Annotated in this window: 19 protein-coding genes; 4 read left to right on the top strand and 15 right to left on the bottom strand. The window is 58.7% G+C overall.

Annotation, left to right across the window (positions count from 1 at the left end; translation table 11 throughout):
- Positions 1–40: 40 nt before the first annotated feature.
- The 11 genes from GJU48_RS08420 to sdhC form a co-directional block, all read right to left on the bottom strand.
- On the bottom strand, positions 41–799 hold the full coding sequence (locus tag GJU48_RS08420) for a DUF599 domain-containing protein (RefSeq protein ID WP_094950709.1): 759 nt from the start codon (positions 797–799) through the stop codon (positions 41–43).
- Between the two features lie 232 nt (positions 800–1,031).
- A complete protein-coding gene (gene brnQ / locus GJU48_RS08415) occupies positions 1,032–2,345 on the bottom strand; it encodes a branched-chain amino acid transport system II carrier protein (RefSeq protein ID WP_094950710.1) in 1,314 nt (437 codons plus the stop codon).
- A 428-nt stretch (positions 2,346–2,773) separates the two neighbouring features.
- Positions 2,774–3,655 carry a succinate--CoA ligase subunit alpha gene (gene sucD / locus GJU48_RS08410; RefSeq protein ID WP_065872666.1) on the bottom strand — a complete coding sequence of 294 codons (882 nt, stop codon included), beginning with the start codon at positions 3,653–3,655 and terminating at the stop codon, positions 2,774–2,776.
- The gene (sucC, locus tag GJU48_RS08405) at positions 3,655–4,821 is read right to left on the bottom strand and encodes an ADP-forming succinate--CoA ligase subunit beta (protein ID WP_094950711.1); all 1,167 of its coding nucleotides are present in this window, start codon (positions 4,819–4,821) and stop codon (positions 3,655–3,657) included. The genes sucD and sucC overlap by 1 nt, the downstream gene beginning before the upstream one ends.
- Before the next feature lie 202 nt (positions 4,822–5,023).
- Entirely contained in the window at positions 5,024–6,460 is a 1,437-nt protein-coding gene (gene lpdA, locus GJU48_RS08400) for a dihydrolipoyl dehydrogenase (RefSeq protein WP_094950712.1), read from the bottom strand.
- Between the two features lie 101 nt (positions 6,461–6,561).
- Positions 6,562–7,791 carry a 2-oxoglutarate dehydrogenase complex dihydrolipoyllysine-residue succinyltransferase gene (odhB, locus tag GJU48_RS08395; protein WP_094950713.1) on the bottom strand — a complete coding sequence of 410 codons (1,230 nt, stop codon included), beginning with the start codon at positions 7,789–7,791 and terminating at the stop codon, positions 6,562–6,564.
- A gap of 44 nt (positions 7,792–7,835) precedes the next feature.
- Positions 7,836–10,667 (bottom strand): 2-oxoglutarate dehydrogenase E1 component, encoded by a 2,832-nt coding sequence (locus GJU48_RS08390; protein WP_094950714.1) that lies wholly within the window; start codon positions 10,665–10,667, stop codon positions 7,836–7,838.
- A 261-nt stretch (positions 10,668–10,928) separates the two neighbouring features.
- Positions 10,929–11,633: a succinate dehydrogenase iron-sulfur subunit gene (locus GJU48_RS08385; RefSeq protein WP_003172807.1), complete on the bottom strand. Its 705-nt coding sequence runs from the start codon at positions 11,631–11,633 to the stop codon at positions 10,929–10,931.
- A gap of 11 nt (positions 11,634–11,644) precedes the next feature.
- The gene (gene sdhA, locus GJU48_RS08380; protein ID WP_094950715.1) at positions 11,645–13,417 is read right to left on the bottom strand and encodes a succinate dehydrogenase flavoprotein subunit; all 1,773 of its coding nucleotides are present in this window, start codon (positions 13,415–13,417) and stop codon (positions 11,645–11,647) included.
- Positions 13,418–13,420: 3 nt separating this feature from the next.
- Positions 13,421–13,789 (bottom strand): succinate dehydrogenase, hydrophobic membrane anchor protein, encoded by a 369-nt coding sequence (gene sdhD / locus GJU48_RS08375; RefSeq protein ID WP_003172805.1) that lies wholly within the window; start codon positions 13,787–13,789, stop codon positions 13,421–13,423.
- Positions 13,783–14,169, bottom strand: a complete 387-nt coding sequence (gene sdhC / locus GJU48_RS08370) for a succinate dehydrogenase, cytochrome b556 subunit (protein WP_094950716.1) — start codon at positions 14,167–14,169, stop codon at positions 13,783–13,785. The genes sdhD and sdhC overlap by 7 nt, the downstream gene beginning before the upstream one ends.
- 351 nt (positions 14,170–14,520) lie before the next feature.
- On the opposite strand from sdhC, the gene gltA reads away from it, so the two are divergent.
- The gene (gltA, locus tag GJU48_RS08365; RefSeq protein ID WP_094950717.1) at positions 14,521–15,810 is read left to right on the top strand and encodes a citrate synthase; all 1,290 of its coding nucleotides are present in this window, start codon (positions 14,521–14,523) and stop codon (positions 15,808–15,810) included.
- A 172-nt stretch (positions 15,811–15,982) separates the two neighbouring features.
- Here the strand turns inward: gltA and GJU48_RS08360 are convergent, their stop codons facing one another.
- The 3 genes from GJU48_RS08360 to GJU48_RS08350 form a co-directional block, all read right to left on the bottom strand.
- Positions 15,983–17,641 (bottom strand): cation acetate symporter, encoded by a 1,659-nt coding sequence (locus tag GJU48_RS08360; protein WP_094950718.1) that lies wholly within the window; start codon positions 17,639–17,641, stop codon positions 15,983–15,985.
- Positions 17,638–17,949 carry a DUF485 domain-containing protein gene (locus GJU48_RS08355; RefSeq protein ID WP_094950719.1) on the bottom strand — a complete coding sequence of 104 codons (312 nt, stop codon included), beginning with the start codon at positions 17,947–17,949 and terminating at the stop codon, positions 17,638–17,640. Before GJU48_RS08355 ends, GJU48_RS08360 begins: the two co-directional genes overlap by 4 nt.
- Positions 17,950–18,166: 217 nt before the next feature.
- The gene (locus GJU48_RS08350) at positions 18,167–19,018 is read right to left on the bottom strand and encodes a glycine betaine ABC transporter substrate-binding protein (protein WP_094950720.1); all 852 of its coding nucleotides are present in this window, start codon (positions 19,016–19,018) and stop codon (positions 18,167–18,169) included.
- A gap of 332 nt (positions 19,019–19,350) precedes the next feature.
- Between GJU48_RS08350 and GJU48_RS08345 the strand changes: the two genes are divergently transcribed.
- Positions 19,351–20,904 (top strand): glycoside hydrolase family 17 protein, encoded by a 1,554-nt coding sequence (locus tag GJU48_RS08345; RefSeq protein ID WP_094950721.1) that lies wholly within the window; start codon positions 19,351–19,353, stop codon positions 20,902–20,904.
- 730 nt (positions 20,905–21,634) lie between these two features.
- Here the strand turns inward: GJU48_RS08345 and GJU48_RS08340 are convergent.
- Complete coding sequence (locus GJU48_RS08340; protein ID WP_094950722.1) at positions 21,635–22,003, bottom strand: hypothetical protein; 369 nt, start codon at positions 22,001–22,003, stop codon at positions 21,635–21,637.
- Positions 22,004–22,239: 236 nt separating this feature from the next.
- Between GJU48_RS08340 and GJU48_RS08335 the strand changes: the two genes are divergently transcribed.
- Both GJU48_RS08335 and GJU48_RS08330 read left to right on the top strand, forming a co-directional pair.
- The gene (locus GJU48_RS08335; protein ID WP_094950723.1) at positions 22,240–23,538 is read left to right on the top strand and encodes a serine/threonine protein kinase; all 1,299 of its coding nucleotides are present in this window, start codon (positions 22,240–22,242) and stop codon (positions 23,536–23,538) included.
- Positions 23,531–24,319 (top strand): MlaA family lipoprotein, encoded by a 789-nt coding sequence (locus GJU48_RS08330; RefSeq protein ID WP_094950724.1) that lies wholly within the window; start codon positions 23,531–23,533, stop codon positions 24,317–24,319. The genes GJU48_RS08335 and GJU48_RS08330 overlap by 8 nt, the downstream gene beginning before the upstream one ends.
- Positions 24,320–24,345: the final 26 nt, after the last annotated feature.

Raw genomic sequence — 24,345 nt, 5'->3', positions numbered from 1 at the left:
TTTCTTTGTCTGCTGTTTTATCCGTGGCAAAAAAGTTGGACTAACCTTGCGGCCCGAGTGAAGACACCGTTTCTTTAGCCACTTCCGATACCGGCATGTCGGTCGGGGTATATACCATCACTTGCAATACGTCGGAATGAAACTCTCGGCGATACAGCACCACTACGACGCCGCTGCTCATCAACATGAACAACCACGGGCTGACAAACCAAGCCAGCATGGTCATGCCGAAGTAATAAGCACGCAGCCCAAAGTTGAATTGGTTGGCCGCCATGGAAATCACCCGCGCCGCCCGCAGGGCAAATGCCTTGCGCTCCTGCTCCGACACATGGCGCTCACCGATCATCGGCGCCGACCCCACCAGCACCGCCGCAAAGTTGTATTGGCGCATGCACCAGCTGAACGTGAAGAAGGCGTAGACGAACACCAGCGCCAGGCACAGCAGTTTGATTTCCGACATGCCCTGAGAGGCTTGCTGCACCATGGGTATGTCCGCCAGCAACGACACCGCCCGCTCGGAAGCGCCCAGTACGGTGAGAATACCGGCGAGGATGATCAGCGTGCTGGAGGCGAAAAACGAGGCGTTGCGCTCCAGGTTGCCGACCACGCTGGCGTCGGCAATACGGTTATCGCGCAGCAGCATGCGGCGCATCCAGTCTTCACGATACAGGTGCAGCACGCTGGCCAGGCACGCGGTGTCACGGGCTTTCCAGGTGGCGTAACGGGTGTAACCGCCCCAGCACAGGACGAACCACAGCGCGGCAAGCAGGTGTATCTGGTTGGTTTCGACGAACGACATGCGGGTCCTTAGACACAGTGGATGGGGACGAACGTGGTTCAACATGTGGAGGCTGGCTTGCCTGCGACGGCGTCTGTGCAGTCACTACCGCGCCGTCTGGTCCGCCGCTGTCGCAGGCAAGCCTGACCCCACATTGACCGAACTCCAACTTTAGAGGGTTGTAGTCATACACGCATAAAAAATGCCCCGTATCGATTGATACGGGGCATTTCGGTACAGCCCAGAAGCTACGTTAAGCGATGGCTTCGCTACGCTTGCCGAGCATACGGTCAACCAACACGGCAACGGCCAACGTCATCACCGACGGTACCAGCCACGCCAGGCCTTGCTCGCTCAGCGGCAGGTGCGCCAGTTGGGTCGGCATCCAATCCGCCAGGCCCGCGCCCTTGAGTGCATCGATGCAGCCAAAGATGAACGACACCAGCATCACCGGACCAACGATACGGCCCTGCTCCAGCCAGAAGTCTTTGCAGAAGCTCAGCGCCACCAACACGATGCACGGCGGGTAGATCGCCGTGAGCACCGGGATCGAGAAGGCAATCAGCTTGGTCAGGCCCAGGTTGGACACGAACAACGAGAACAGCGCCAGGATTACGACCAGTGTCTTGTAGGACAGCGGCAGGATTTTGCTGAAGTACTCGGCACAGGCGCAGGTCAGGCCCACGGCGGTTACCAGGCACGCCAGGGAGATCAGCACGGCGAGGAAGCCGCTGCCCAGGGAGCCGAAGGTGTGTTGCACGTAAGCGTGCAGCACGGCGGCGCCGTTACCGGCACCGGCGGCCACGGCATGGCTGCCAGAACCCAGACGGAAGAGGCTGATGTACACCAGCGCCAGGCCCACGCCGGCAATCAGCCCAGCAATGATCGCGTAACGGGTGATCAACTGTGGCGATTCAACACCACGGGAACGGATAGCATTGACGATGACGATACCGAACACCAGCGCGCCCAGGGTATCCATGGTCAGGTAGCCATTGATAAAGCCTTGGGAAAACGGTGCGGCGACGTATTCCGGCGTGGCAACGCCGATGTCACCGGCCGGCAAGGCAAACGCGGCGATACCGAGGATCGCCAAGGCGATGATTTTCAGCGGTGCCAGGAAGCGACCGACGGTGTCCAGCAGGCGGCCCGGGTACAGAGAAACAAAGAACACCACCAGAAAATACACCGAGCTGTAGAGGAACAGCGCCAGCGGGCTTTCGCCGGTCAGCGGCGCCAGGCCCACTTCAAACGAAACGGTCGCGGTACGCGGGGTGGCGAATAGCGGCCCTACCGCCAAGTACGCCGCCGCCGCGAGCAGGCCGCCGGCGATCTTGCCGATCGGGCTGCTCAGCGCGTCCATACCGCCGCCGACCTTGGCCAGGGCGATCACAGTGACCACCGGCAGACCGACCGCGGTGATCAGGAAGCCCAGCGCCGCCATCCAGACATGAGGCCCGGACTGCAAACCAACGATAGGCGGAAAGATGATGTTGCCGGCGCCCACGAACAGGGCAAAAGTCATAAAGCCTAACGCCAGGACATCCTGGCTTTTCAACACTTTCATTTGAGGAAATACCACACTACTGAATCGGAATTTAGAGAGGGATTCCCTATGGATGAGGGAACTGCTGCCGGTCCTTATGGGGACCGACCGGTCTAGCGCGCGGCTTCCTTTTGAGATGCGGGCGCATAAAGAGGCGGCTAGCCTAACGAATTTGGGCGACAAACGCACTGTTGCGGGGCGAACTGTCCGATAAGCGACATCCAAATGTCGCATTTTCATACTTAAATTTGGCAATACAGACCCATGTGGGAGCTGGCTTGCCTGCGATGCGGGCGACTCGGTCCATCAGGCAAACCGCGTCGATGCTATCGCAGGTAAGCCAACTCCCACAGGTGGACGGGGCATCCAATCTGATGAGAATACCCAGAATGCACAAAGGCCACCCGAAGGTGGCCTTTGCTTGGTAAAGCGTCAGCTAAGCGCGAGGCTTACTTGACAGCCCAACCGGTCAGCTCGGACAAAGCCTTGCCGATGTCTGCCAGCGAACGCACGGTTTTAACGCCTGCGTCTTCAAGGGCAGCAAACTTCTCGTCTGCAGTGCCTTTGCCGCCAGAGATGATTGCGCCAGCATGGCCCATGCGCTTGCCCGCAGGGGCAGTCACACCAGCGATGTAGGAAACAACTGGCTTGGTCACGTGGGCCTTGATGTAGGCAGCCGCTTCTTCTTCAGCCGAACCGCCGATCTCACCGATCATTACGATCGCTTCGGTCTTCGGGTCTTCCTGGAACAGCTTCAGGATGTCGATGAAGTTGGAGCCTGGGATCGGGTCACCGCCGATGCCGACGCAAGTCGACTGACCGAAACCGGCGTCAGTAGTTTGCTTAACAGCTTCGTAAGTCAGGGTGCCGGAACGCGAAACGATACCGACTTTACCTGGCAAGTGAATGTGACCTGGCATGATGCCGATCTTGCATTCGCCTGGGGTGATCACGCCTGGGCAGTTAGGGCCGATCAGGGTAACACCCAGCTCGTCGCACTTAACTTTAGCGTCCAGCATGTCCAGGGTAGGAATGCCTTCGGTGATGCAAACGATCAGCTTGATGCCGCCGAATGCTGCTTCCAGGATGGAGTCCTTGCAGAAAGGAGCTGGAACGTAGATCACGCTGGCAGTGGCGCCAGTGGTTTCTACTGCTTCTTTCACGGTGTTGAACACTGGCAGGCCCAGGTGCTCGGTGCCGCCTTTGCCCGGAGTAACGCCACCCACCATCTTGGTGCCGTATTCGATGGCTTGCTGGGTGTGGAAACTACCTTGCGAACCGGTAATACCCTGGCAGATAACTTTGGTGTCTTTATTGATCAGGACGCTCATTATTTGCCCTCCGCAGCTTTGACAACTTGTTGAGCAGCGTCGGTCAGGCTGGTAGCCGCGATGATGTTCAAACCGCTTTCTGCCAGTACTTTAGCGCCCAGTTCAGCGTTGTTACCTTCAAGGCGAACAACAACCGGGATTTTAACGCCGACTTCTTTCACTGCACCGATGATGCCTTCGGCAATCATGTCGCAACGAACGATGCCGCCGAAGATGTTAACCAATACTGCAGCGACGTTGGAGTCGGACAGGATGATTTTGAAGGCTTCGGTTACGCGTTCTTTGGTAGCACCACCGCCCACGTCGAGGAAGTTGGCTGGTTTGCCGCCATGCAGGTTGACGATGTCCATGGTACCCATGGCCAGGCCAGCACCGTTGACCATGCAACCGATGTTACCTTCCAGGGCTACGTAGTTCAGCTCGAACTTGGCAGCGTGCGCTTCGCGCGGATCGTCTTGCGACGGATCGTGGAAAGTCTTCAGCTTAGGCTGACGGTACATGGCGTTGGCGTCGATGTTGATCTTGGCATCGAGGCAATGCAGATCGCCGTCAGCCTTGATCACCAGCGGGTTCACTTCCAGCAGGGCCAGATCGTGATCCTTGAACAGTTTGGCCAGACCTACGAAGATCTTGGCGAACTGGGTAACTTGCTTGCCTTCCAGGCCCAGCTGGAAAGCCAGCTCGCGACCCTGGAATGGCTGAGCGCCAACCAGTGGATCGATGGTGGCTTTCAGAATTTTTTCTGGGGTTTCGTGAGCGATCTTCTCGATGTCCACGCCACCTTCGGTGGAAGCCATGAACACGATGCGACGGCTCGAACGGTCAACGACAGCGCCCAGGTACAGCTCTTTAGCGATATCAGTGCACGATTCAACCAGGATCTTGGTGACTGGTTGGCCATTGGCATCAGTCTGGTAAGTCACCAGACGCTTGCCCAGCCACTGCTGTGCGAAGGCCTTGGCGTCTTCTTTGCTGCGAACCAGCTTAACGCCGCCCGCTTTACCGCGACCACCAGCGTGGACCTGGGCTTTGACAACCCACTCGGTACCACCGATTTTGTCGCAAGCTTCTGCTGCTGCTTCCGGGGTGTCTACTGCGTAACCCTTGGATACTGGCAGGCCGTATTCAGCGAACAGCTGCTTACCCTGATACTCGTGAAGATTCATGCTTTTTACCGTCTTCGTTAGGTACTGCGCATTCGGCGCTGCGCTCATTATGAGTGCCGCGCCACCTGTGACTGCTGCTTGCACAACTTCCAAGGCTTAACGCCCGTAAAGCTGCGCAAGACTGCGTCCAGCGGACATTCCGCGGTGAGTCTTGCGCGCAAGGCTCACGACGGGCAACCGCCGTGGTTTCTTATTATCTCGCTTAGCGCTTCTTCTTGTTGGCGATGTGGATGGCGCCGCCATTCACTGCCAACGCTGCTTCATGCAACGCTTCGGACAGGGTCGGATGGGAGAAGACCATCATGCCCAGGTCTTCGGCACTGGTGCCGAATTCCATGCCGATCGCGCCTTGCTGAACCAGTTCTGCTGCGCTTGGACCAATCACGTGGACGCCCAATACGCGGTCAGTCTTGGCATCAGCGATGACTTTGACGAAACCACCGGTGTCGTTGGCTGCCATGGCACGGCCAGAAGCAGCAAACGGGAAGGTGCCGACGTTAACTTCAACGCCTTCAGCTTTCAACTGCTGTTCGTTCTTACCGACCCATGCAATTTCCGGGTGTGTGTAGATAACAGACGGGATCAGGTCGTAGTTCATCTGGGTTTTGTGACCCTTGATGCGCTCGACAACCATGATGCCTTCTTCGGAAGCTTTGTGCGCCAGCATCATGCCGCGAACCACGTCGCCGATGGCGTACACGCCTGGAACGGTGGTAGCGCAGTGATCGTCAACGTGGATGAAACCACGCTCGTCGATATTCACGCCACTGTCGGAAGCCAGCAGGTCGGTGGTCACTGGACGGCGACCCACGGCTACGATCAGCTTGTCGAAGGTGATGGTCTGCTCGCCTTCTTTATTGGTGTAGGTCACCACGACTTCTTCGCCGTTGACCTTGGAACCGGTAACACGGGCGCCCAGCTTGATGTCCAGACCTTGTTTGGTCAGGGTTTTCAACGCTTCTTTGGACACCGCGGTGTCGGCAGCCAGCAGGAACGTGTCCAGGGCTTCCAGAACGGTCACTTCGGAACCCAGGCGGGCCCATACCGAACCCAGTTCCAGACCGATTACGCCAGCGCCGATCACGCCCAGACGCTTAGGAACGGATTGGAATTCCAGGGCACCGGTCGAATCAACGATCACGTTCTGGTCAACTGGAGCAGGCGGAATGTCGATTGGGCGCGAGCCTGGCGCCAGGATCACGTTCTCGGCTTCGATGACTTCTACCGAACCGTCAGGCTTGGTGATTTCAATTTTCTTGCCGGCCAGCAGCTTGCCGTGACCTTGCAGAGAAGTAACGCCGTTGGCCTTGAACAAGGTGGCAACGCCGGAAGTCAGGCCTTTAACGATGTTGGCTTTACGGCCGACCATTGCTGGCACGTCCATGGTCACGCCAGCATGGTTGATGCCGTGGATCGCGAAACCGCTTTGGGCTTCGTGGAATTTCCAGGAGCTGTCCAGCAGCGCCTTGGAAGGAATGCAACCGACGTTCAGGCAAGTACCGCCCAGCGCCAGTTTGCCTTCCTTGTCGGTGTATTTTTCGATGCAAGCAGTCGAGAGGCCCAGTTGTGCGGCCTTGATCGCGGCAACGTAGCCGCCAGGACCAGCACCAATCACTACAACGTCAAATTTCTGCGACATGAAAATAGTTCCTCTATTTAGCAGCAAGCTTTCAAGCCGCAAGCCCCAAGCCCAGCTGCCTTATCCGGCAGCCTGTCACTTGAGGCCTGCAGCTGCTTCTATCAGATATCCAGCAGCAGACGAGCCGGGTCTTCCAGCAGGTTCTTGATGGTCACCAGGAAAGTCACGGCTTCTTTACCATCGATCAGGCGGTGATCGTAAGACAGTGCCAAGTACATCATTGGGCGGATCACGACTTGGCCGTTGATGGCCATTGGACGCTGGATGATGTTGTGCATGCCCAGGATCGCAGCTTGCGGCGGGTTGACGATCGGGGTCGACATCATCGAACCGAAGGTACCACCGTTGGTGATGGTGAAGGTACCGCCGGTCATCTCGTCGATGGTCAGCTTGCCGTCACGGGCTTTTTTGCCGAAGCCAGCGATGCCGCCTTCGATTTCAGCCAGGCTCATCAGCTCGGCGTTACGCAGAACCGGAACCACCAGGCCACGGTCGCTGGACACGGCAACGCCGACGTCTGCATAGCCGTGGTAAACGATGTCGCTGCCGTCGATGGAAGCGTTGACTGCCGGGAAGCGCTTCAGCGCTTCGGTGGCCGCTTTCACGAAGAACGACATGAAGCCCAGGCGCACGCCGTTGTGGGACTTCTCGAACAGGTCTTTGTACTTCGAACGCAGGGCCATGACTTCGGTCATGTCGACTTCGTTGAAGGTGGTCAGCATCGCCATGTTCGACTGTGCTTCAACCAGGCGCTTGGCCACGGTGGCACGTACCCGAGTCATCGGTACGCGCTTCTCGGTGCGGTCGCCAGCGGCGAACACAGGCGCAGCGGCAGCCGGGGCAGCAGCCTTGGCAGGTGCGGCAGCTGGAGCGTTTTTCTTGGCTTCAACCGCGGCAACCACGTCTTCCTTGGTCACACGGCCGTCTTTGCCGGTGCCCTTGATGGACGCCAGGTTGATGCCGTTTTCTTCAGCCAGTTGACGAGCAGCCGGTGCGGCGATTGGGTCTTCGCCACCAGCAGCCGGAGCGGCAGCTGGAGCAGAAGCCGCGGCCGGTGCAGCAGCGGCGGCGGCGGCAGGAGCAGCGGCAGCGCTGCCCTCTTCGATCGAGCCCAGAACCTGGTTCGACAGAACGGTAGCGCCTTCTTCGGCAACGATTGCGCCCAGCACGCCGTCAGCTTCAGCCAACACTTCGAGCACGACTTTGTCGGTTTCGATGTCGACGATCAGGTCGTCACGCTTGACGGCCTCGCCTGGTTTCTTGTGCCAGGTGGCAACGGTGCCATCGGCAACCGATTCCGGGAATGACGGGGCTTTGATTTCGATAGCCATTATCTGTGGGTCCTTAAAATTCGGTTTCAGTCAGCGCGAAGGCGTTAAACAGTGAAAGCATCTTGCAGCAGTTTTTCCTGCTGCTCGGCGTGCATCGACGCATAACCACACGCAGGTGCAGCAGAAGCATCACGACCGGCGTACTCAAGGCCAAGGCCTGTCTTGTGGTTACCGACGCTGCGACGCAAATGATGCTGGCTGCTGTACCACGCGCCCTGGTTCATCGGTTCTTCCTGGCACCACACCGCGTTGGTGAGGCTGGTGTAAGGCGCGATGGCCTCCATCAGGTCGTCTTCCGGGAACGGGTAAAGCTGCTCGATCCGCACGATGGCGATGTCTTCGCGGCCTTCGGCACGGCGTTTTTCCAGCAAATCGTAGTAAACCTTGCCGCTGCACAGGATCAGGCGAGTGACCTTGGCCGCGTCCAGGGTGTCGATTTCTGAAATAACGGTCTGGAACGAACCGTCGGCCAGATCTTCCAGGGTCGAGATGGCCAATTTGTGACGCAACAACGATTTCGGAGTCAGCACTACCAGCGGCTTGCGCAGCGGGCGGATCACCTGACGACGCAACAGGTGGTAGATCTGGGCCGGGGTAGTCGGCACGCACACCTGGATGTTGTGCTCAGCGCACAACTGCAGGTAACGCTCCAGACGGGCCGAGGAGTGCTCCGGACCCTGACCTTCATAACCGTGTGGCAGCAGCATGGTCAGACCGCACAAACGGCCCCACTTGTGCTCGCCGCTGGTGATGAACTGGTCGATAACCACCTGGGCACCGTTGGCGAAGTCGCCGAACTGGGCTTCCCAGATCACCAGCGCCTGAGGCGTGGTGGTCGAGTAACCGTATTCGAACGCCAGTACGGCTTCTTCGGACAGGAACGAATCGTACAGGTCGAAACGTGGCTGGCCTTCATACAGGTTCTGCAACGGGATGTAGGTGCCCGCGTCTTTCTGGTTGTGCAATACCGCGTGACGGTGCGAGAACGTACCACGGCCGATGTCCTGGCCGGTCATGCGGATCGGGTGACCTTCGAACGCCAGGGTCGCGTACGCCATGGTTTCGGCGTAACCCCAGTTGATCGGCAGGCCGCCGGCTTGCATCTTCTGACGGTCTTCGTAGATCTTCGAAACCTGGCGCTGCACCACGAAGCCTTCTGGAATTTCCAGCAGCTTGGCGGACAGTTCCTGCAGGGTTTTGAGGTCGAACGAGGTGTCGTGACGCGCCGTCCAGGCGTGGCCCAGGTACGGGCGCCAGTCCACGAACAGCTCTTTGTTCGGCTCTTTAACCAGGCTTTTTACAACATGCAGACCGTTGTCCAGCGCGTTGCGGTACTCATCGACTTTCGCCTGAACACGCGCATCGTCAACCACACCGGCCTTGGTCAGGCTTTCGGCGTACAGCTCACGAGTGGTGCGCTGCTTGGTGATCTGCTGGTACATCAACGGCTGGGTGCCGCTCGGCTCATCCGCTTCGTTGTGACCGCGACGGCGGTAGCAAACCAGGTCGATGACCACGTCACGCTTGAACTGCATGCGGTAGTCGATGGCGAGCTGGGTCACGAACAACACGGCTTCCGGATCATCACCATTCACATGGAGGATCGGCGCCTGGATCATCTTGGCAACGTCGGTCGCGTACTCGGTAGAGCGTGCGTCCAGCGGGTTGCTGATGGTGAAACCCACCTGGTTGTTGATGACGATGTGAACCGTACCGCCGGTCTTGAAGCCGCGAGTCTGCGACATCTGGAACGTTTCCAGGACCACACCCTGACCGGCGAATGCCGCGTCACCGTGGATGGAAATCGGCAGGACTTTTTCACCGGTGGAATCGTTACGGCGATCCTGGCGAGCACGCACCGAACCCTCGACCACTGGAGAAACGATTTCCAGGTGGGATGGGTTAAAGGCCATGGCCAGGTGAACTTCACCGCCGGTGGTCATCACGTTGGACGAGAAGCCCTGGTGGTATTTAACGTCACCGGAACCCAGCTCGACTTTCTTCTTGCCTTCGAACTCGTCGAACAGCTCGCGCGGGTTCTTGCCGAAGGTGTTGACCAACACGTTCAGGCGACCACGGTGAGCCATGCCGATCACGATTTCCTTGGTGCCGTAGGAACCGGAACGCTGGATCAGTTCGTCGAGCATTGGAATCAGGCTTTCGCCGCCTTCCAGGCCGAAACGCTTGGTGCCCGGGTATTTGGTACCCAGGTATTTCTCGAGGCCTTCGGCTGCGGTCACGCGCTCCAGCAGGTGGCTGCGCACATCGTCGGACAATACCGGACGGCCACGCACACCTTCCAGACGATGCTGGAACCAGTGGCGCTGCTCAGAATCGGTGATGTGCGTGAATTCAGCGCCGATGGTGCGGCAATATGTCTGCTGCAACGCTTCGTGAATTTCGCGTAGGCTCGCTTCCTCTTTGCCGATGAACAGGTCGCCGGCACGGAAGGTCGTATCAAGATCGGCATTGGTCAAGCCGTAATGATTGATCGACAGGTCTGCAGGTGCAGGACGCTGCCAGAGCCCCAGCGGGTCAAGCTGGGCCGCCTGGTGGCCACGCATACGGTAGGCCTGGATCAGTCGCAATACTTCAACTTGCTTCTTCTCGTGCTCACTGCTCACGCTCCCGGCGGAAACCGGCTGAGCGCGGCGCTGGTTCTTTGCCAGCAGCACAAACTGATCGCGAATTGTTGCGTGCGATACATCGGTGGCAGCGTTGCCGTCTGAAGACAACGTCTGAAATTTGGTGCGCCATTCTTCTGGCACAGCGTTAGGGTCGTGCAGGTAGAGCTCATAAAGCTCTTCCACATAGGCAGCGTTACCACCTGAAAGATAGCCGCTGTTCCACATGCGCTGCATCACGCTTTCTTGCATGCTTGGTCACCCTCGATTTGGGGACACCACCGGCGAAAACACCGAGTTTGCTTGCAAAAGGCCAAGTGCAGCGACCAAAACAAGCCACTTAGGATCACGCTGATAGTTCGGGTACCAACCCGAATGCCCCTGCTTGTCTCATTTCTTCAAAATAAGAGCCGCGGCTTTGTAAGTCGCTGCTCAAGTTAAAACTACGGCGCCGGTTGAAGCCTGCGCCGTAGCATTTACGGGCACAACGGTCCTGCTTTGCTACAACGTCGCTTACACGCCGCTTTGCAGCAGCATGTTACGGATGTGACCAATGGCCTTAGTCGGGTTCAGGCCTTTGGGACATACGTTGACGCAGTTCATGATCCCACGGCAGCGGAATACGCTGAACGGGTCATCCAGTGAAGCCAGGCGCTCGGACGTCTTGGTGTCACGGCTGTCTGCCAGGAAGCGGTACGCTTGCAGCAGGGCAGCTGGACCCAGGAACTTGTCCGGGTTCCACCAGAAGGACGGGCACGAAGTCGAGCAGCAAGCGCACAGGATGCACTCGTACAGACCGTCGAGCTTTTCACGCTCTTCAGGGGACTGCAGACGCTCGATGGCCGGAGCCGGCGTGTCGTTCTGCAGGAACGGCTTAACTTTCTCGTATTGCTTGTAGAAGATGCTCATATCGACGACCAGGTCACGGATAACCGGCAAACCTGGCAGAGGACGAACGATCAGCTTGTTGCCTTTAACCACGGCGGACAGCGGCGTGATGCACGCCAGGCCGTTTTTGCCGTTGATGTTCATGCCGTCGGAACCGCACACACCTTCACGGCAAGAGCGACGATAAGAAAAACCTTCGTCCTGCTCTTTGATCAGTGCCAATACATCCAGCACCATCAGGTCTTTACCACCGGTATCGACCTGAAATTCCTGCATGAACGGCGCAGCGTCCTGATCAGGGTTGTAGCGGTAAACACTGACTTTCAACATGGCAGCCACCCTTAGTAAGTCCGAATCTTCGGTTCAAAGGTCGGAACTGTCTTCGGCGAGAAGTTCACGGCACGCTTGGTTACGCGCTTGTCACCCGGGAAGTACAGGGTGTGGCACAACCAGTTTTCGTCGTCGCGATCTTCAAAGTCTTCACGAGCGTGAGCACCACGGGATTCTTTACGAACCTCGGCGGCGATCGCAGTCGCTTCAGCCACTTCCAACAGGTTTTGCAGCTCAAGGGCTTCAATACGAGCGGTGTTGAACGCCTGGCTCTTATCGTTGATCTTGACGTTGGCGATGCGCGTACGCAGGTCAGCCAACTGGGCAATACCCTTCTGCATGTATTCGCCGGTACGGAATACACCGAAGTAGTTCTGCATGCAGTTTTGCAGCTCGCGACGCAGGGTTGCTACGTCTTCGCCATCAGTGCGCTCGTTCAGAGCGTTCAGACGCGCCAGGGCAGCTTCGATATTGGCGTCGGTAGCGTCATCGTATTCGATGCCGTCGGTCAGTGCCTTCTCGAGGTGCAGGCCGGCCGCGCGGCCGAATACCACCAGGTCGAGCAGCGAGTTACCGCCCAGGCGGTTGGCGCCGTGAACCGATACGCAGGCCACTTCGCCTACCGCGAACAGACCATGAATGATCTCGTCCACGCCTTCGGCGTTCTGGGTGATCGCCTGGCCATGAATGTTGGTCGGCACGCCGCCCATCATATAGTGGCAAGTTGGAACAACCGGAACCGGAGCAACCACCGGGTCAACGTGAGCAAAGGTCTTGGACAGCTCACAGATACCTGGCAGGCGGCTGTGCAGGACTTCTTCGCCCAGGTGATCGAGCTTCAGCAGTACGTGGTCGCCGTTCGGGCCACAGCCGTTGCCGGCGATGATTTCTTTAACCATCGAACGGGCCACAACGTCACGACCGGCAAGGTCTTTCGCGTTCGGAGCATAACGCTCCATGAAACGCTCGCCGTGCTTGTTGATCAGGTAACCACCTTCACCACGGCAACCTTCTGTAACCAGTACACCGGCACCGGCGATACCGGTCGGGTGGAACTGCCACATTTCGATGTCTTGTACCGGAACGCCTGCACGCAGGGCCATGCCGACGCCGTCACCGGTGTTGATCAGGGCATTGGTGGTCGATGCGTAGATACGACCTGCACCGCCGGTCGCCAGAACAGTAGCCTTGGCGCGGATGTAGGTGGTTTCACCGGTTTCGATGCAGATCGCGATCACACCGACGAACTCGCCTTGTGCGTTCTTGACCAGGTCAACCGCGTAGTACTCGTTCAGGAACGTGGTGCCGGCTTTCAGGTTGCCCTGATAAAGCGTGTGCAGCAGCGCGTGACCGGTACGGTCGGACGCAGCGCAAGTACGCGCAGCCTGGCCGCCCTTACCGTAATCCTTCGACTGGCCGCCGAATGGACGCTGGTAGATACGACCTTGCTCGGTACGCGAGAACGGCAGACCCATGTGGTCCAGCTCGAACACAGCGGCCGGGCCTTCTTGACACATGTATTCGATAGCGTCCTGGTCACCGATGTAGTCGGAACCTTTGACGGTATCGTACATGTGCCAGCGCCAGTCATCGTTCGGGTCAGCGGACGCGATGGCGCAGGTGATGCCACCCTGGGCCGATACGGTGTGGGAACGCGTTGGGAACACCTTGGTGATCACGGCAGTCTTGTGACCGCCCTGGGCCAGCTGCAGCGCAGCGCGCATGCCAGCACCGCCGCCACCAATAATGATGGCGTCGAAGGAAATAGTTGGAATGTTAGCCATGACTCAGATACCCCAAAGAATCTGCACACCCCAGACGAAGTAAGCGAACATCGCGACGCCGCATACTGCCTGGAAGAGGAAACGGACTGCAGTCGCGGACTTGCCCAGCGCCATCGGCGTCAGGTAGTCGGTCGCGATCGTCCACATGCCGACCCAGGCGTGTGCGCCCAGGGCTACAAGTGCCAGCAGACTGAAGATTCGCATCGCATTGTGGGAAAACAGGCCGTGCCATTGTTCATAGCCAATGCCCGGGTTTGCGACGAGGTATCCGATCAGGAAAATGAAATAAGCCGCGAGAACGACCGCAGACACACGCTGCGCCATCCAGTCATAGAGGCCCGAACGCGAAAGGTTCGTAACGCTGGTTACCATATCCAAACTCCTGCCAGAACGATCAGCACCACGGAAATGGCGATGATGATTTTCGAGCCCAGGCGGCCGCCTTCCAGCGTCTCACCGATGCCCATATCCATGATCAAGTGGCGCACGCCGGCTACCAGATGATAAAGCAGAGCGGACAGGAGGCCCCATGCTACGAACTTGGCCAGCGGGCTGGTCAAGCATGCCTTCACCTCGGCGTAACCTTCCTCGGAACCCAGGGATTTGCTCAATGCATAAAGCATGATGCCCAAGCCCAGGAACAGGATGATGCCGGAAACACGGTGCAGGAACGACGTAACGCCGGTGATGGGGAGTTTGATGGTCCTTAGGTCTAGGTTTACAGGTCGTTGGCTATTCACGGCTTTTTTCACACTTAAGAGCCCCTAACAATCAGGGCAAAGTTGTCGGGGAGTGCACTGGTCAGGTAAGCACCACCCAGGGAGTGCGACCCCCAATGAAAGCAAGCCCAAAAGCCCTTGGCGGTCGGTGGCCGAGTATAGACAGTTAGGCTACTAATGACAACGCGCACACCTCACCCTAATAGCTGATTGCGCTGGCGGTATAAAAGGCGTAAATGGCAGTCAATTTCGACGAAAAAGTACGGTTAAAGCCTTCTGGAGCAAGACTTTAGGCAAATTGACATCTGAATTTATCTCACTATAGTGGTGCGGGCCCTGCGTGGGGGGTCTGTCTGATGATTTGAAGCATAAATAGGAGGCCACATGGCTGACAAAAAAGCGCAGTTGATCATCGAGGGCGCAGCCCCCGTCGAGCTGCCCATTTTAACCGGCACCGTTGGTCCCGATGTTATCGACGTACGGGGCCTGACGGCCACGGGCCGTTTCACTTTCGACCCAGGCTTCATGTCGACCGCCTCTTGCGAGTCGAAGATCACCTATATCGACGGCGACAATGGCATTCTGCTGCACCGGGGCTACCCGATCGAGCAACTGGCTGAGAAGTCGGACTACCTGGAAACCTGCTACCTGCTGCTAAATGGCGAATTGCCAACGCCTGCGCAAAAAGCCCAGTTCGTCAGCACTGTAAAGAACCACACCATGGTTCACGAGCAGTTGAAGACCTTCTTCAACGGCTTCCGTCGCGACGCCCACCCGATGGCCGTCATGTGCGGCGTGGTCGGCGCCCTGTCGGCCTTCTATCACGACTCCCTGGACATCAATAACCCGCAGCATCGCGAAATTTCCGCGATCCGCCTGGTTGCCAAGATGCCGACCCTGGCCGCAATGGTTTACAAGTACTCCATGGGCCAACCCATGATGTACCCGCGCAACGACCTGACGTACGCGGAAAACTTCCTGCACATGATGTTCAACACCCCGTGCGAGATCAAACCGATCAGCCCGGTGCTGGCCAAGGCAATGGACCGGATCTTCATCCTCCACGCCGACCACGAGCAAAACGCCTCCACCTCTACCGTACGTCTGGCAGGCTCTTCGGGTGCCAACCCGTTCGCCTGTATCGCCGCCGGTATCGCCGCACTGTGGGGCCCTGCCCACGGCGGTGCGAACGAAGCCGTATTGACCATGCTCGATGAAATCGGCGATGTCTCGAACATCGACACGTTCATCGCCAAGGCCAAGGACAAGAACGATCCGTTTAAGCTGATGGGCTTCGGTCACCGGGTTTACAAAAACCGCGACCCACGCGCTACCGTCATGAAGCAGACCTGCGACGAAGTACTGAAAGAACTGGGCATCAACAACGATCCGCAACTCGAACTGGCCATGCGCCTGGAAGAGATCGCCCTGACCGACCCGTACTTCATCGAACGCTCGCTGTACCCGAACGTCGACTTCTACTCGGGGATCATCCTCAAGGCGATCGGCATTCCAACCAGCATGTTCACCGTGATCTTCGCCCTGGCGCGGACCGTGGGCTGGATCTCCCACTGGAAAGAAATGCTCTCCAGCCCGTACAAGATTGGCCGCCCGCGCCAGCTGTACACCGGCTACGAGTCGCGTGACATCACCAAGCTGGAAGATCGCAAGTAAGCCATCAACCGCTTAGTTGCACTGAAAACGGCCTCCCTAGTGGAGGCCGTTTTTGTTTGTGTCGCCTGTGCAGTCGCCCTCGCGCGCACAATGGCCCAGCAACCCCATAACCACAGGCAAAAAAAATGCCCCGGCCTTTCGACCGGGGCATTTCTTTATCCAGCGACAACCCTTAGTGGTTAACCGCCCCACTCGCCCCCAGGCCAGTCTGCGAACGCACAAACTGCGGGAAATACAGCGCACGTTCTTTCTCTGCCCCCGCCGACTTGTCGGTGATGGAGAAGAACCAGATACCGACGAACGCAATGATCATCGAGAACAGCGCTGGGTATTCGTACGGGAAGATGGCTTTTTCGTGGTGCAGGATCGACACCCAGATGGTCGGGCCGAGGATCATCAGGCCGACGGCACTGATCAAGCCCAGCCAGCCGCCAATCATGGCGCCACGGGTGGTGAGGTTTTTCCAGTACATCGAAAGCAGCAGCACCGGGAAGTTACAGCTGGCGGCAATGGAGAACGCCAGGCCGACCATGAACGCAATGTTCTGGCTTTCGAACAGGATACCCAGGCCGATTGCCAGCACCGCCAGGGCGATGGTGGTGATCTTCGACACGCGAATCTCATCCTTCTCGTTGGCCTTGCCTTTCTTGATCACGCTGGCATACAGGTCGTGGGACACCGCCGAAGCACCGGCCAGGGTCAAACCGGCAACCACCGCGAGGATGGTGGCAAACGCCACGGCCGAGATGAAGCCCAGGAAGATACTGCCACCCACCGCATTGGCCAGGTGCACCGCCGCCATGTTGTTACCGCCGAGCAAGGCGCCTGCAGCATCCTTGAACGCCGGGTTGGTGCTGACCAGCAGGATCGCGCCAAAGCCGATGATAAAGGTCAGGATGTAGAAGTAGCCGATGAAGCCAGTGGCATACAGCACGCTCTTACGCGCTTCCTTGGCGTCGCTGACGGTGAAGAAGCGCATCAGGATGTGTGGCAGGCCCGCGGTACCGAACATCAGCGCCAGGCCTAAGGAGAATGCCGAGATCGGATCTTTCACCAGGCCGCCCGGGCTCATGATCGCTTCACCTTTAGGGTGAACCTTGATCGCCTCAGAGAACAGCATGTTGAAGTCGAAGTTGACGTGCTTCATCACCATCAGCGCCATGAACGAGGCACCGGACAGCAACAGCACCGCCTTGATGATCTGCACCCAGGTGGTGGCCAGCATGCCGCCGAACAACACATACATGCACATCAGGATGCCCACCAGGATCACCGCCACATGGTAATCGAGGCCGAACAGCAGCTGGATCAGCTTGCCCGCGCCGACCATCTGCGCGATCAAGTAGAACGCCACCACCACCAGCGAGCCACAGGCCGACAGGCTGCGGATCTGGGTTTGCCCCAAGCGATAGGACGCTACGTCAGCAAAGGTGTACTTGCCCAGGTTACGCAGGCGCTCGGCGATCAGGAACAGAATGATCGGCCAGCCCACCAGGAAGCCGATCGAGTAGATCAGGCCGTCGTAACCGGAGGTGAACACCAGCGCGGAAATGCCCAGAAAGGACGCCGCCGACATATAGTCGCCCGCAATCGCCAGGCCGTTCTGGAAACCGGTGATCTTGCCGCCGGCTGCATAGTAGTCGGCCGCCGACTTGTTGCGTTTGGACGCCCAGTAGGTGATGCACAACGTCGCGCCGACAAACGCCACGAACATCAGGATCGCTGCAATATTCAGCGGTTGTTTGTGCACTTCACCGGTCAATGCATCCGCCGCCCAAACAGCTGGAGCAAACAGCGAAACGCCGGATACAGCCAATAGACGACGGATCATTGCGCAGCCTCCTTGAGAATCGCATTGTTCAGGTCGTCGAATTCGCCGTTGGCGCGTCGCACATAGATAGCGGTGAGGACAAAGGCCGAGATAATCAGCCCGACCCCGATGGGGATGCCCCAGGTGATGGATGAGCCGGGGCTGAGTTTGGCCCCCAGAATGTGTGGCCCGTAGGCGATCAACAGGATGAATCCGGAGTACAGCCCTAGCATGATCGCCGAGAGAATCCAGGCGAACCTTTCCCTTTTTCTCACCAGCTCCTTGAAACGCGGGCTGTTTTGAATCGAGAGGTAAATGCTGTCGTTCATTGTTTTTATCCTCGCAGCACAGCTTTTTTATTATTGGAACGTATCCACTGTATGCGGCTGCAGAACAGGTTCCAGACGACCTTAGTATTAGAACGACATTAGGGTTCGCGCCAACTTTGAACTGATTAAAGTGACAGCCTTTACCCCAGAAACGACAAAACCCGCCGGACGAGAACGCCAGGCGGGCTTGCAAGGTGCTATTTAGACGCTTCGGGTGTTATTTACCGATCCACTCAGCCACACGCTCAGGGTGCTTGGCAACCCAGTCCTTGGCCGCTGCTTCAGGCTTGGCGCCCTCTTGAATCGCGAGCATGACTTCGCCGATTTCATCCTTGGAGGCCCACTGGAATTTCTTCAGGAAAGCGGCAACTTCCGGCGCTTTCTTCTCCAGGCCCTTGCTGCCGATGCTGTTGACGGTTTCAGCAGCACCATAAATCCCTTTTGGATCGTCCAGGAAACGCAGTTTCCACTTGGCGAACATCCAATGCGGCACCCAACCGGTCACCGCAATGGAATCCTGCTTGTCTTCGGCACGGGTCAGCTCGGCGATCATCGCGGCGCCCGAGCTGGCTTGCAGCTTGTAGTCCAGGCCATAGGCCTTGATGGCTTCGTCGGTCTTGAGCATCACGCCTGAGCCTGCGTCAATGCCGACGATCTTGTTCTTAAAGGTGGTGTCGGTCTTGAGGTCTTCGATGGACTTGGCCTTGACGTACTCCGGCACGATCAGGCCAATTTTTGCATCCTTGAAGTTGGGGCCGTAGTCGACCACCTTGTCCTTGTTCTTGGCCCAGTACTCACCGTGGGTCACGGGCAGCCAGGCAGAGAGCATGGCGTCGAGCTTGCCGGTGGCCACGCCCTGCCACATGATCCCGGTGGCGACGGCTTGCAGTTTCACGTCATAGCCGAGCTTTTCCTTGATCACTTCTGCCGCCACGTGAGTGGTGGCAACGCTGTCGGACCAGCCGTCTACATAGCCGATGCTCAGGGTTTTGCTGTCGGCGCTGGCCAGTGTGGAGCCCATCGCAACTACCAGAGTGGCAGCTGCGCCCAAGAGTCGTCGCATCTTCATAGTACTTCCCCGAAAGTGCTGCGCCCGGCGGATGCCGAGCGACGTCAACCTGTTGTTATGTGGTGCACCGCGCCCCCTTCACGCGCATCGATCCGACGGCGGCGACATCAGTGGAGTGCTGACGCTTCGATCATCAACCTGACGGGGCCTTGGACCTGCTCTGACTGCGACCTCAGGTAAGCAGGAAACGACATCACATCGCCAGCAGGACGATTTGTAGGACATCGCAACAAAATCCCGCCCGAACTTTGCATGTCTAAATTATGCAGCCCCACTGGGACGGGCTAATTCCGGGTAAGATGCGCGCCTTTGCTCCTCCAGATAAGCCGACCATGCCCGCGACTGCCCGCTTCCCTGCCCTGCCCTATTTCTTCGCCTTAATCCTCGGCGTGCTCGCCCTTGTCGGCTATTGGTACGGCCTCGGCCGGCCAGTGGTGTTGCCGGACGTGGCCAGCGCCAGCCACAAAATGCAATGTGCCTCCTACACGCCGTTCGACAAAGACCAATCGCCGTTCGATCAGCCGTTCACGCTGCGCCCCGAGCGCATGGACGCCGACCTGGCGCTGCTGGCCACCCGCTTCGAGTGCATCCGCACCTACTCCATGACCGGCTTGGAAGCCCTGCCGGGCATGGCGCGCAAGCACGGGCTGAAGGTGATGGCCGGCGCCTGGGTCAGCAGTGACCCGGTGGCCACCGAAACAGAAGTCGACGAGTTGATCGCGGCGGCCAACGCCAACCCCGATGTGATCACCTCGGTCATCGTCGGCAACGAAGCCCTGCTGCGCAAGGAAGTCACCGCCAAGCAGTTGGTGACGCTGATCCATAAAGTCAAAAGCCAGATAAAGCAGCCAGTCACCTATGCCGACGTGTGGGAGTTCTGGCTGCAACACCCGCAAATCGCCCCGGCGGTAGACTTCCTGACCATTCACCTGCTGCCGTACTGGGAAGATGACCCATCGGGGATCGACCAGGCGCTCAAACACGTAGGTGATGTACGCCAGACCTTCGGCCACAAGTTCGCGCCCAAAGACGTGCTGATCGGCGAGACCGGCTGGCCCAGTGAAGGCCGCCAGCGTGAAACCGCGGTGCCTAGCCGGGTCAACGAGGCCAAGTTCATGCGCGGCTTTGTGGCGATGGCCGAGGCCAATGGCTGGCGCTACAACCTGATCGAAGCCTTTGACCAACCGTGGAAACGCGCCAGTGAAGGCGCCGTCGGCGGTTATTGGGGGCTGTTTGATGCCGATCGCCAGGACAAGGGCATCCTTGCCGGGCCGGTGACCAATGTGCCGTACTGGCCGCTATGGCTGGGCGTGGGCGGGATTATCCTGCTGGGCACCCTGGCACTCGGCGGGCGCGTTCGCAGTACTCGCGCCGCACTCATGCTGCCATTGCTCGGCGCCGTGGCAGCCTGCTCCATCGGCACCTGGGCCGAACTGACCCGCGTGACCGCGCGCTTCAACGATGAATGGGTGTGGGCAGGCTTGCTGGTGGTGTTGAACCTGCTGGTGTTGGCCCATGCCGCGCTGATACTGAGCGCCCGCGAAGGTTGGCGCGAGCAGGCCTTCAACTGGCTGGAGCGACGCGCGGGCTGGCTGCTGGCAATCGCCGGGTTCGCCGGTGCGGTGATGATGTTGGCGCTGGTGTTTGACCCGCGTTATCGCAGCTTCCCAAGTGCGGCACTGGTGCTGCCGGCCTTGGTTTACCTGATTCGCCCGGTGACTGGGCCGCGTCGGGAGATTGCGCTGCTGGCCTTTATCATCGGTGCCGGCATCGCGCCGCAACTGTATCGCGAAGGGTTGCTGAACCAGCAGGCGTGGGGTTGGGCGGTGGTCAGCGTGCTGATGGTTGTAGCGTTGTGGCGTTGCTTGCGGGTGCGCAAGGCTTAAGACCGCTATCGCAGCGTTGCGACGACTCGGCAAGCCAACTCCCACATTTGATTGTGTTCACACCGTCAAAATGTTGGAGCGGGCTTGCCCGCGATGAGGCCCTATCAGGCAGCCCGAGGCTTCCTGACCAACCGCAGCCCCGCAATCACCACCGCAAACACCGCAATTAGTCCGAGTACACACATCTACCTGATGTACTGAGCTCAAAATGTGGGAGCGGGCTTGCTCGCGAATGCGGTGGGCCATTCACCAGATACATCAACTGACACACCGCCATCGGGAGCAAGTCGAACCGTCGCACCGCCCCTCCCACAATTCAACCCAGTCCAGTTTCCAGGATCAGGTCGGCTGTCAGGCCGCCGTGCTGTAGATCTTGATCTTGATTTTGATCTTAGGCGCCCCGTTAAACCACGCTGGCCGAACGCAGGTATTACGGAGCGGGTAAACCGGCAGGACGCCGGTTTAGCCGCGACGGGGCAGGGACGGCCCGTCGCGGCGGCCCGCGGAGTAATGCCGGAGAGAGGGCACACCGAGCCGGAGGCGAGGTGCCGAGTGGTGGGGCAAGAGCCCTTTTGGTTACTTTTGGGGCTCTTTTCCAAAAGTGACCCGCGTAAGGCGGAACCCATTCAGCCTACCCAAACAACGGATATACTCGGCAAGCCAACTCCCACATTTGATTGTGTTCACACCGTCAAAATGTTGGAGCGGGCTTGCCCGCGATGAGGCCCTATCAGGCAGCCCGAGGCTTCCTGACCAACCGCAGCCCCGCAATCACCACCGCAAACACCGCAAACGTAGTGTTGTACAACGCCAGCGCGGGAAACCCGAACACCAGCCCCAGTACCGCTAACCCCCATCCCAAACGGCCCGGCACAAAGAACGCCAGCACCGACGCAACCAGCGCCGCCCAGCCCAGCACCTTGAAGTGGATCATCAGCCCCAAGTTCGAACGCAGCTGGCATTCCCAACGGCTGGCCTCATCGGCGCAGATGCCAACCCACTGGCCATCCTCCATAAAACCGTAACGTGCGCCATAACTGGCGGCCAGCCATAACGGCAAGGCAATAAGCAGCAAAATCAACGGCAGACGGCGGGACATGGAGCACTCCGATAGGCAAAAACGGCGCTCAGCTTAATGCGCCTGCGGCCGTTAGCAAGGCGCATACACACAATTAGTGTCCATCAACGCGTGGCAAAGTGTATCTTCTGGCTACTATTACCCCGATTCCGACGTTTTTTTCCGACTTTTCGTGCCGAACGCTGGCACTTCGGTGGCAACGCGGTGGTCATAGCCTGCGAACTTCATTCAGCACCTTTCCTCTTAGGGATTAAGTCATGCTCCGTTCCTTGCGCTGCGCTGCCTTTCTGGGCAGCCTATTTTTGAGTGCGTCAGCACTGGCCGTCGATATCGACCAGGCCAGCTATGGCTACCCTTTGACCAACCCGTTCGAAGCGACCATCGCCACCACGCCGCCTGACCTGCGGCCTAAACTGCCGAGCGACGACGAGATCAACCAGTCCGACTACACGCTGAACATGCGCCCCGAGCGCGAGTTCAGCCTGCCGGACAACTTCTGGGCGGTGAAGAAACTCACCTACCGCATCGCCAAGCAAGACCGCGCCGCGCCGCTGATCTTCCTGATCGCAGGCACCGGTGCGCGGTTTGACAGCAGCATCAACGAATACCTGAAAAAGCTCTATTACCAGGCCGGCTACCACGTGGTGCAGCTGTCGTCGCCGACCAGCTTCGACTTCATCAGCGCCGCCTCGCGCTTCGCCACGCCGGGTATCACCCAGGAAGACGCCGAAGACATGTACCGCGTCATGCAGGCCGTGCGCGCGCAAAACGCCTCGCTGCCGGTGACCGACTTTTACCTCACCGGCTACAGCCTGGGTGCCCTGGATGCGGCGTTTGTCAGCAAGCTCGACGAAACCCGTCGCAGCTTCAACTTCAAGAAAGTGCTGCTGCTCAACCCGCCAGTCAACCTCTACACCTCGATCACCAACCTCGACAAGCTGGTACAGACCGAGGTCAAGGGCATCAACAACACCACCACCTTCTATGAGCTGGTGTTGAGCAAACTGACCCGTTACTTCCAGCAAAAGGGCTACATCGACCTCAATGACGCCCTGCTCTACGACTTCCAGAACTCCAAGCAGCACCTGACCAACGAACAGATGGCGATGCTGATCGGCACCTCATTCCGCTTCTCGGCGGCCGACATTGCCTTCACCTCGGACCTGATCAACCGTCGCGGCCTGATCATCCCGCCTAAATACCCGATCACCGAAGGCACCAGCCTCACGCCGTTCCTCAAGCGTGCGCTGCAATGCGACTTCGACTGCTACCTCACCGAACAAGTGATCCCGATGTGGCGCGCGCGCTCCGACGGCGGCAGCCTGCTGCAACTGGTTGACCAAGTGAGCCTGTATGCGCTCAAGGACTACCTGCACAGCAGCCCGAAAATCGCGGTCATGCACAACGCCGACGACGTGATCCTCGGCCCGGGCGACCTCGGCTTCCTGCGTAAAACCTTCGGCGATCGCTTGACCGTCTACCCGCTGGGCGGCCACTGCGGCAACCTCAATTACCGCGTCAACGCCGACGCCATGCTGGAGTTCTTCCGTGGCTAAATATCTTCTGCTGCTCGCCGCCCTGATGTGCGCGGGCGTCGCCAATGCCGACAACAGCAAGGCGCACGAACCGGTCAAGGTCGACTCTGACGGCTTCAAGGAGCCGCTGACCAAGCTCAAGTTCAACCCGGGCCTGGACCAGCGCGAGTTCGAGCGCTCATCGCTGACCGCGCTCAACGTGTACGACCCGCTGGAATCGTGGAACCGCCGCGTGTACCACTTCAACTACCGCTTCGACCAATGGGTGTTCCTGCCAGTGGTTGACGGCTACCGCTACGTCACACCGAGCTTCCTGCGCACCGGCGTCAGCAACTTCTTCAACAACCTGGGCGACGTGCCCAACCTGATGAACAGCCTGCTGCAACTCAAGGGCCATCGCTCCCTGGAAACCACCGGGCGCCTGCTGCTCAACACCACCATCGGCATCGCCGGCCTGTGGGACCCGGCCACCGCCATGGGCCTGCCGCGCCAGAGCGAAGACTTCGGCCAGACCCTGGGCTTCTACGGCGTACCCGGCGGCGCCTACGTTATGCTGCCGATCTTCGGCCCCTCGAACCTGCGCGACACCGCCGGCCTGATCGTCGACTACGGCGCCGAAACCCAGATCAACTTCCTCAACGTGTCCAAAGTCAGCGAAAACCACCCGGAAATCTGGGCCTTGCGCGCCGTCGACAAGCGCTACCAGACCAGCTTCCGCTACGGTCAGATGAACTCGCCGTTTGAGTATGAAAAGGTGCGCTACATCTATACCGAATCGCGCAAGTTGCAGATCGCCGAGTAAACGCCCACAAAAAAGGCCATTCGATT

The sequence above is a fragment of the Pseudomonas sp. IB20 genome (genome assembly GCF_009707325.1).
Lineage (GTDB): Bacteria > Pseudomonadota > Gammaproteobacteria > Pseudomonadales > Pseudomonadaceae > Aquipseudomonas.
Note: the sequence above shows the minus strand (reverse complement) of the source record. Positions and strands in the feature narration are given on the sequence as shown.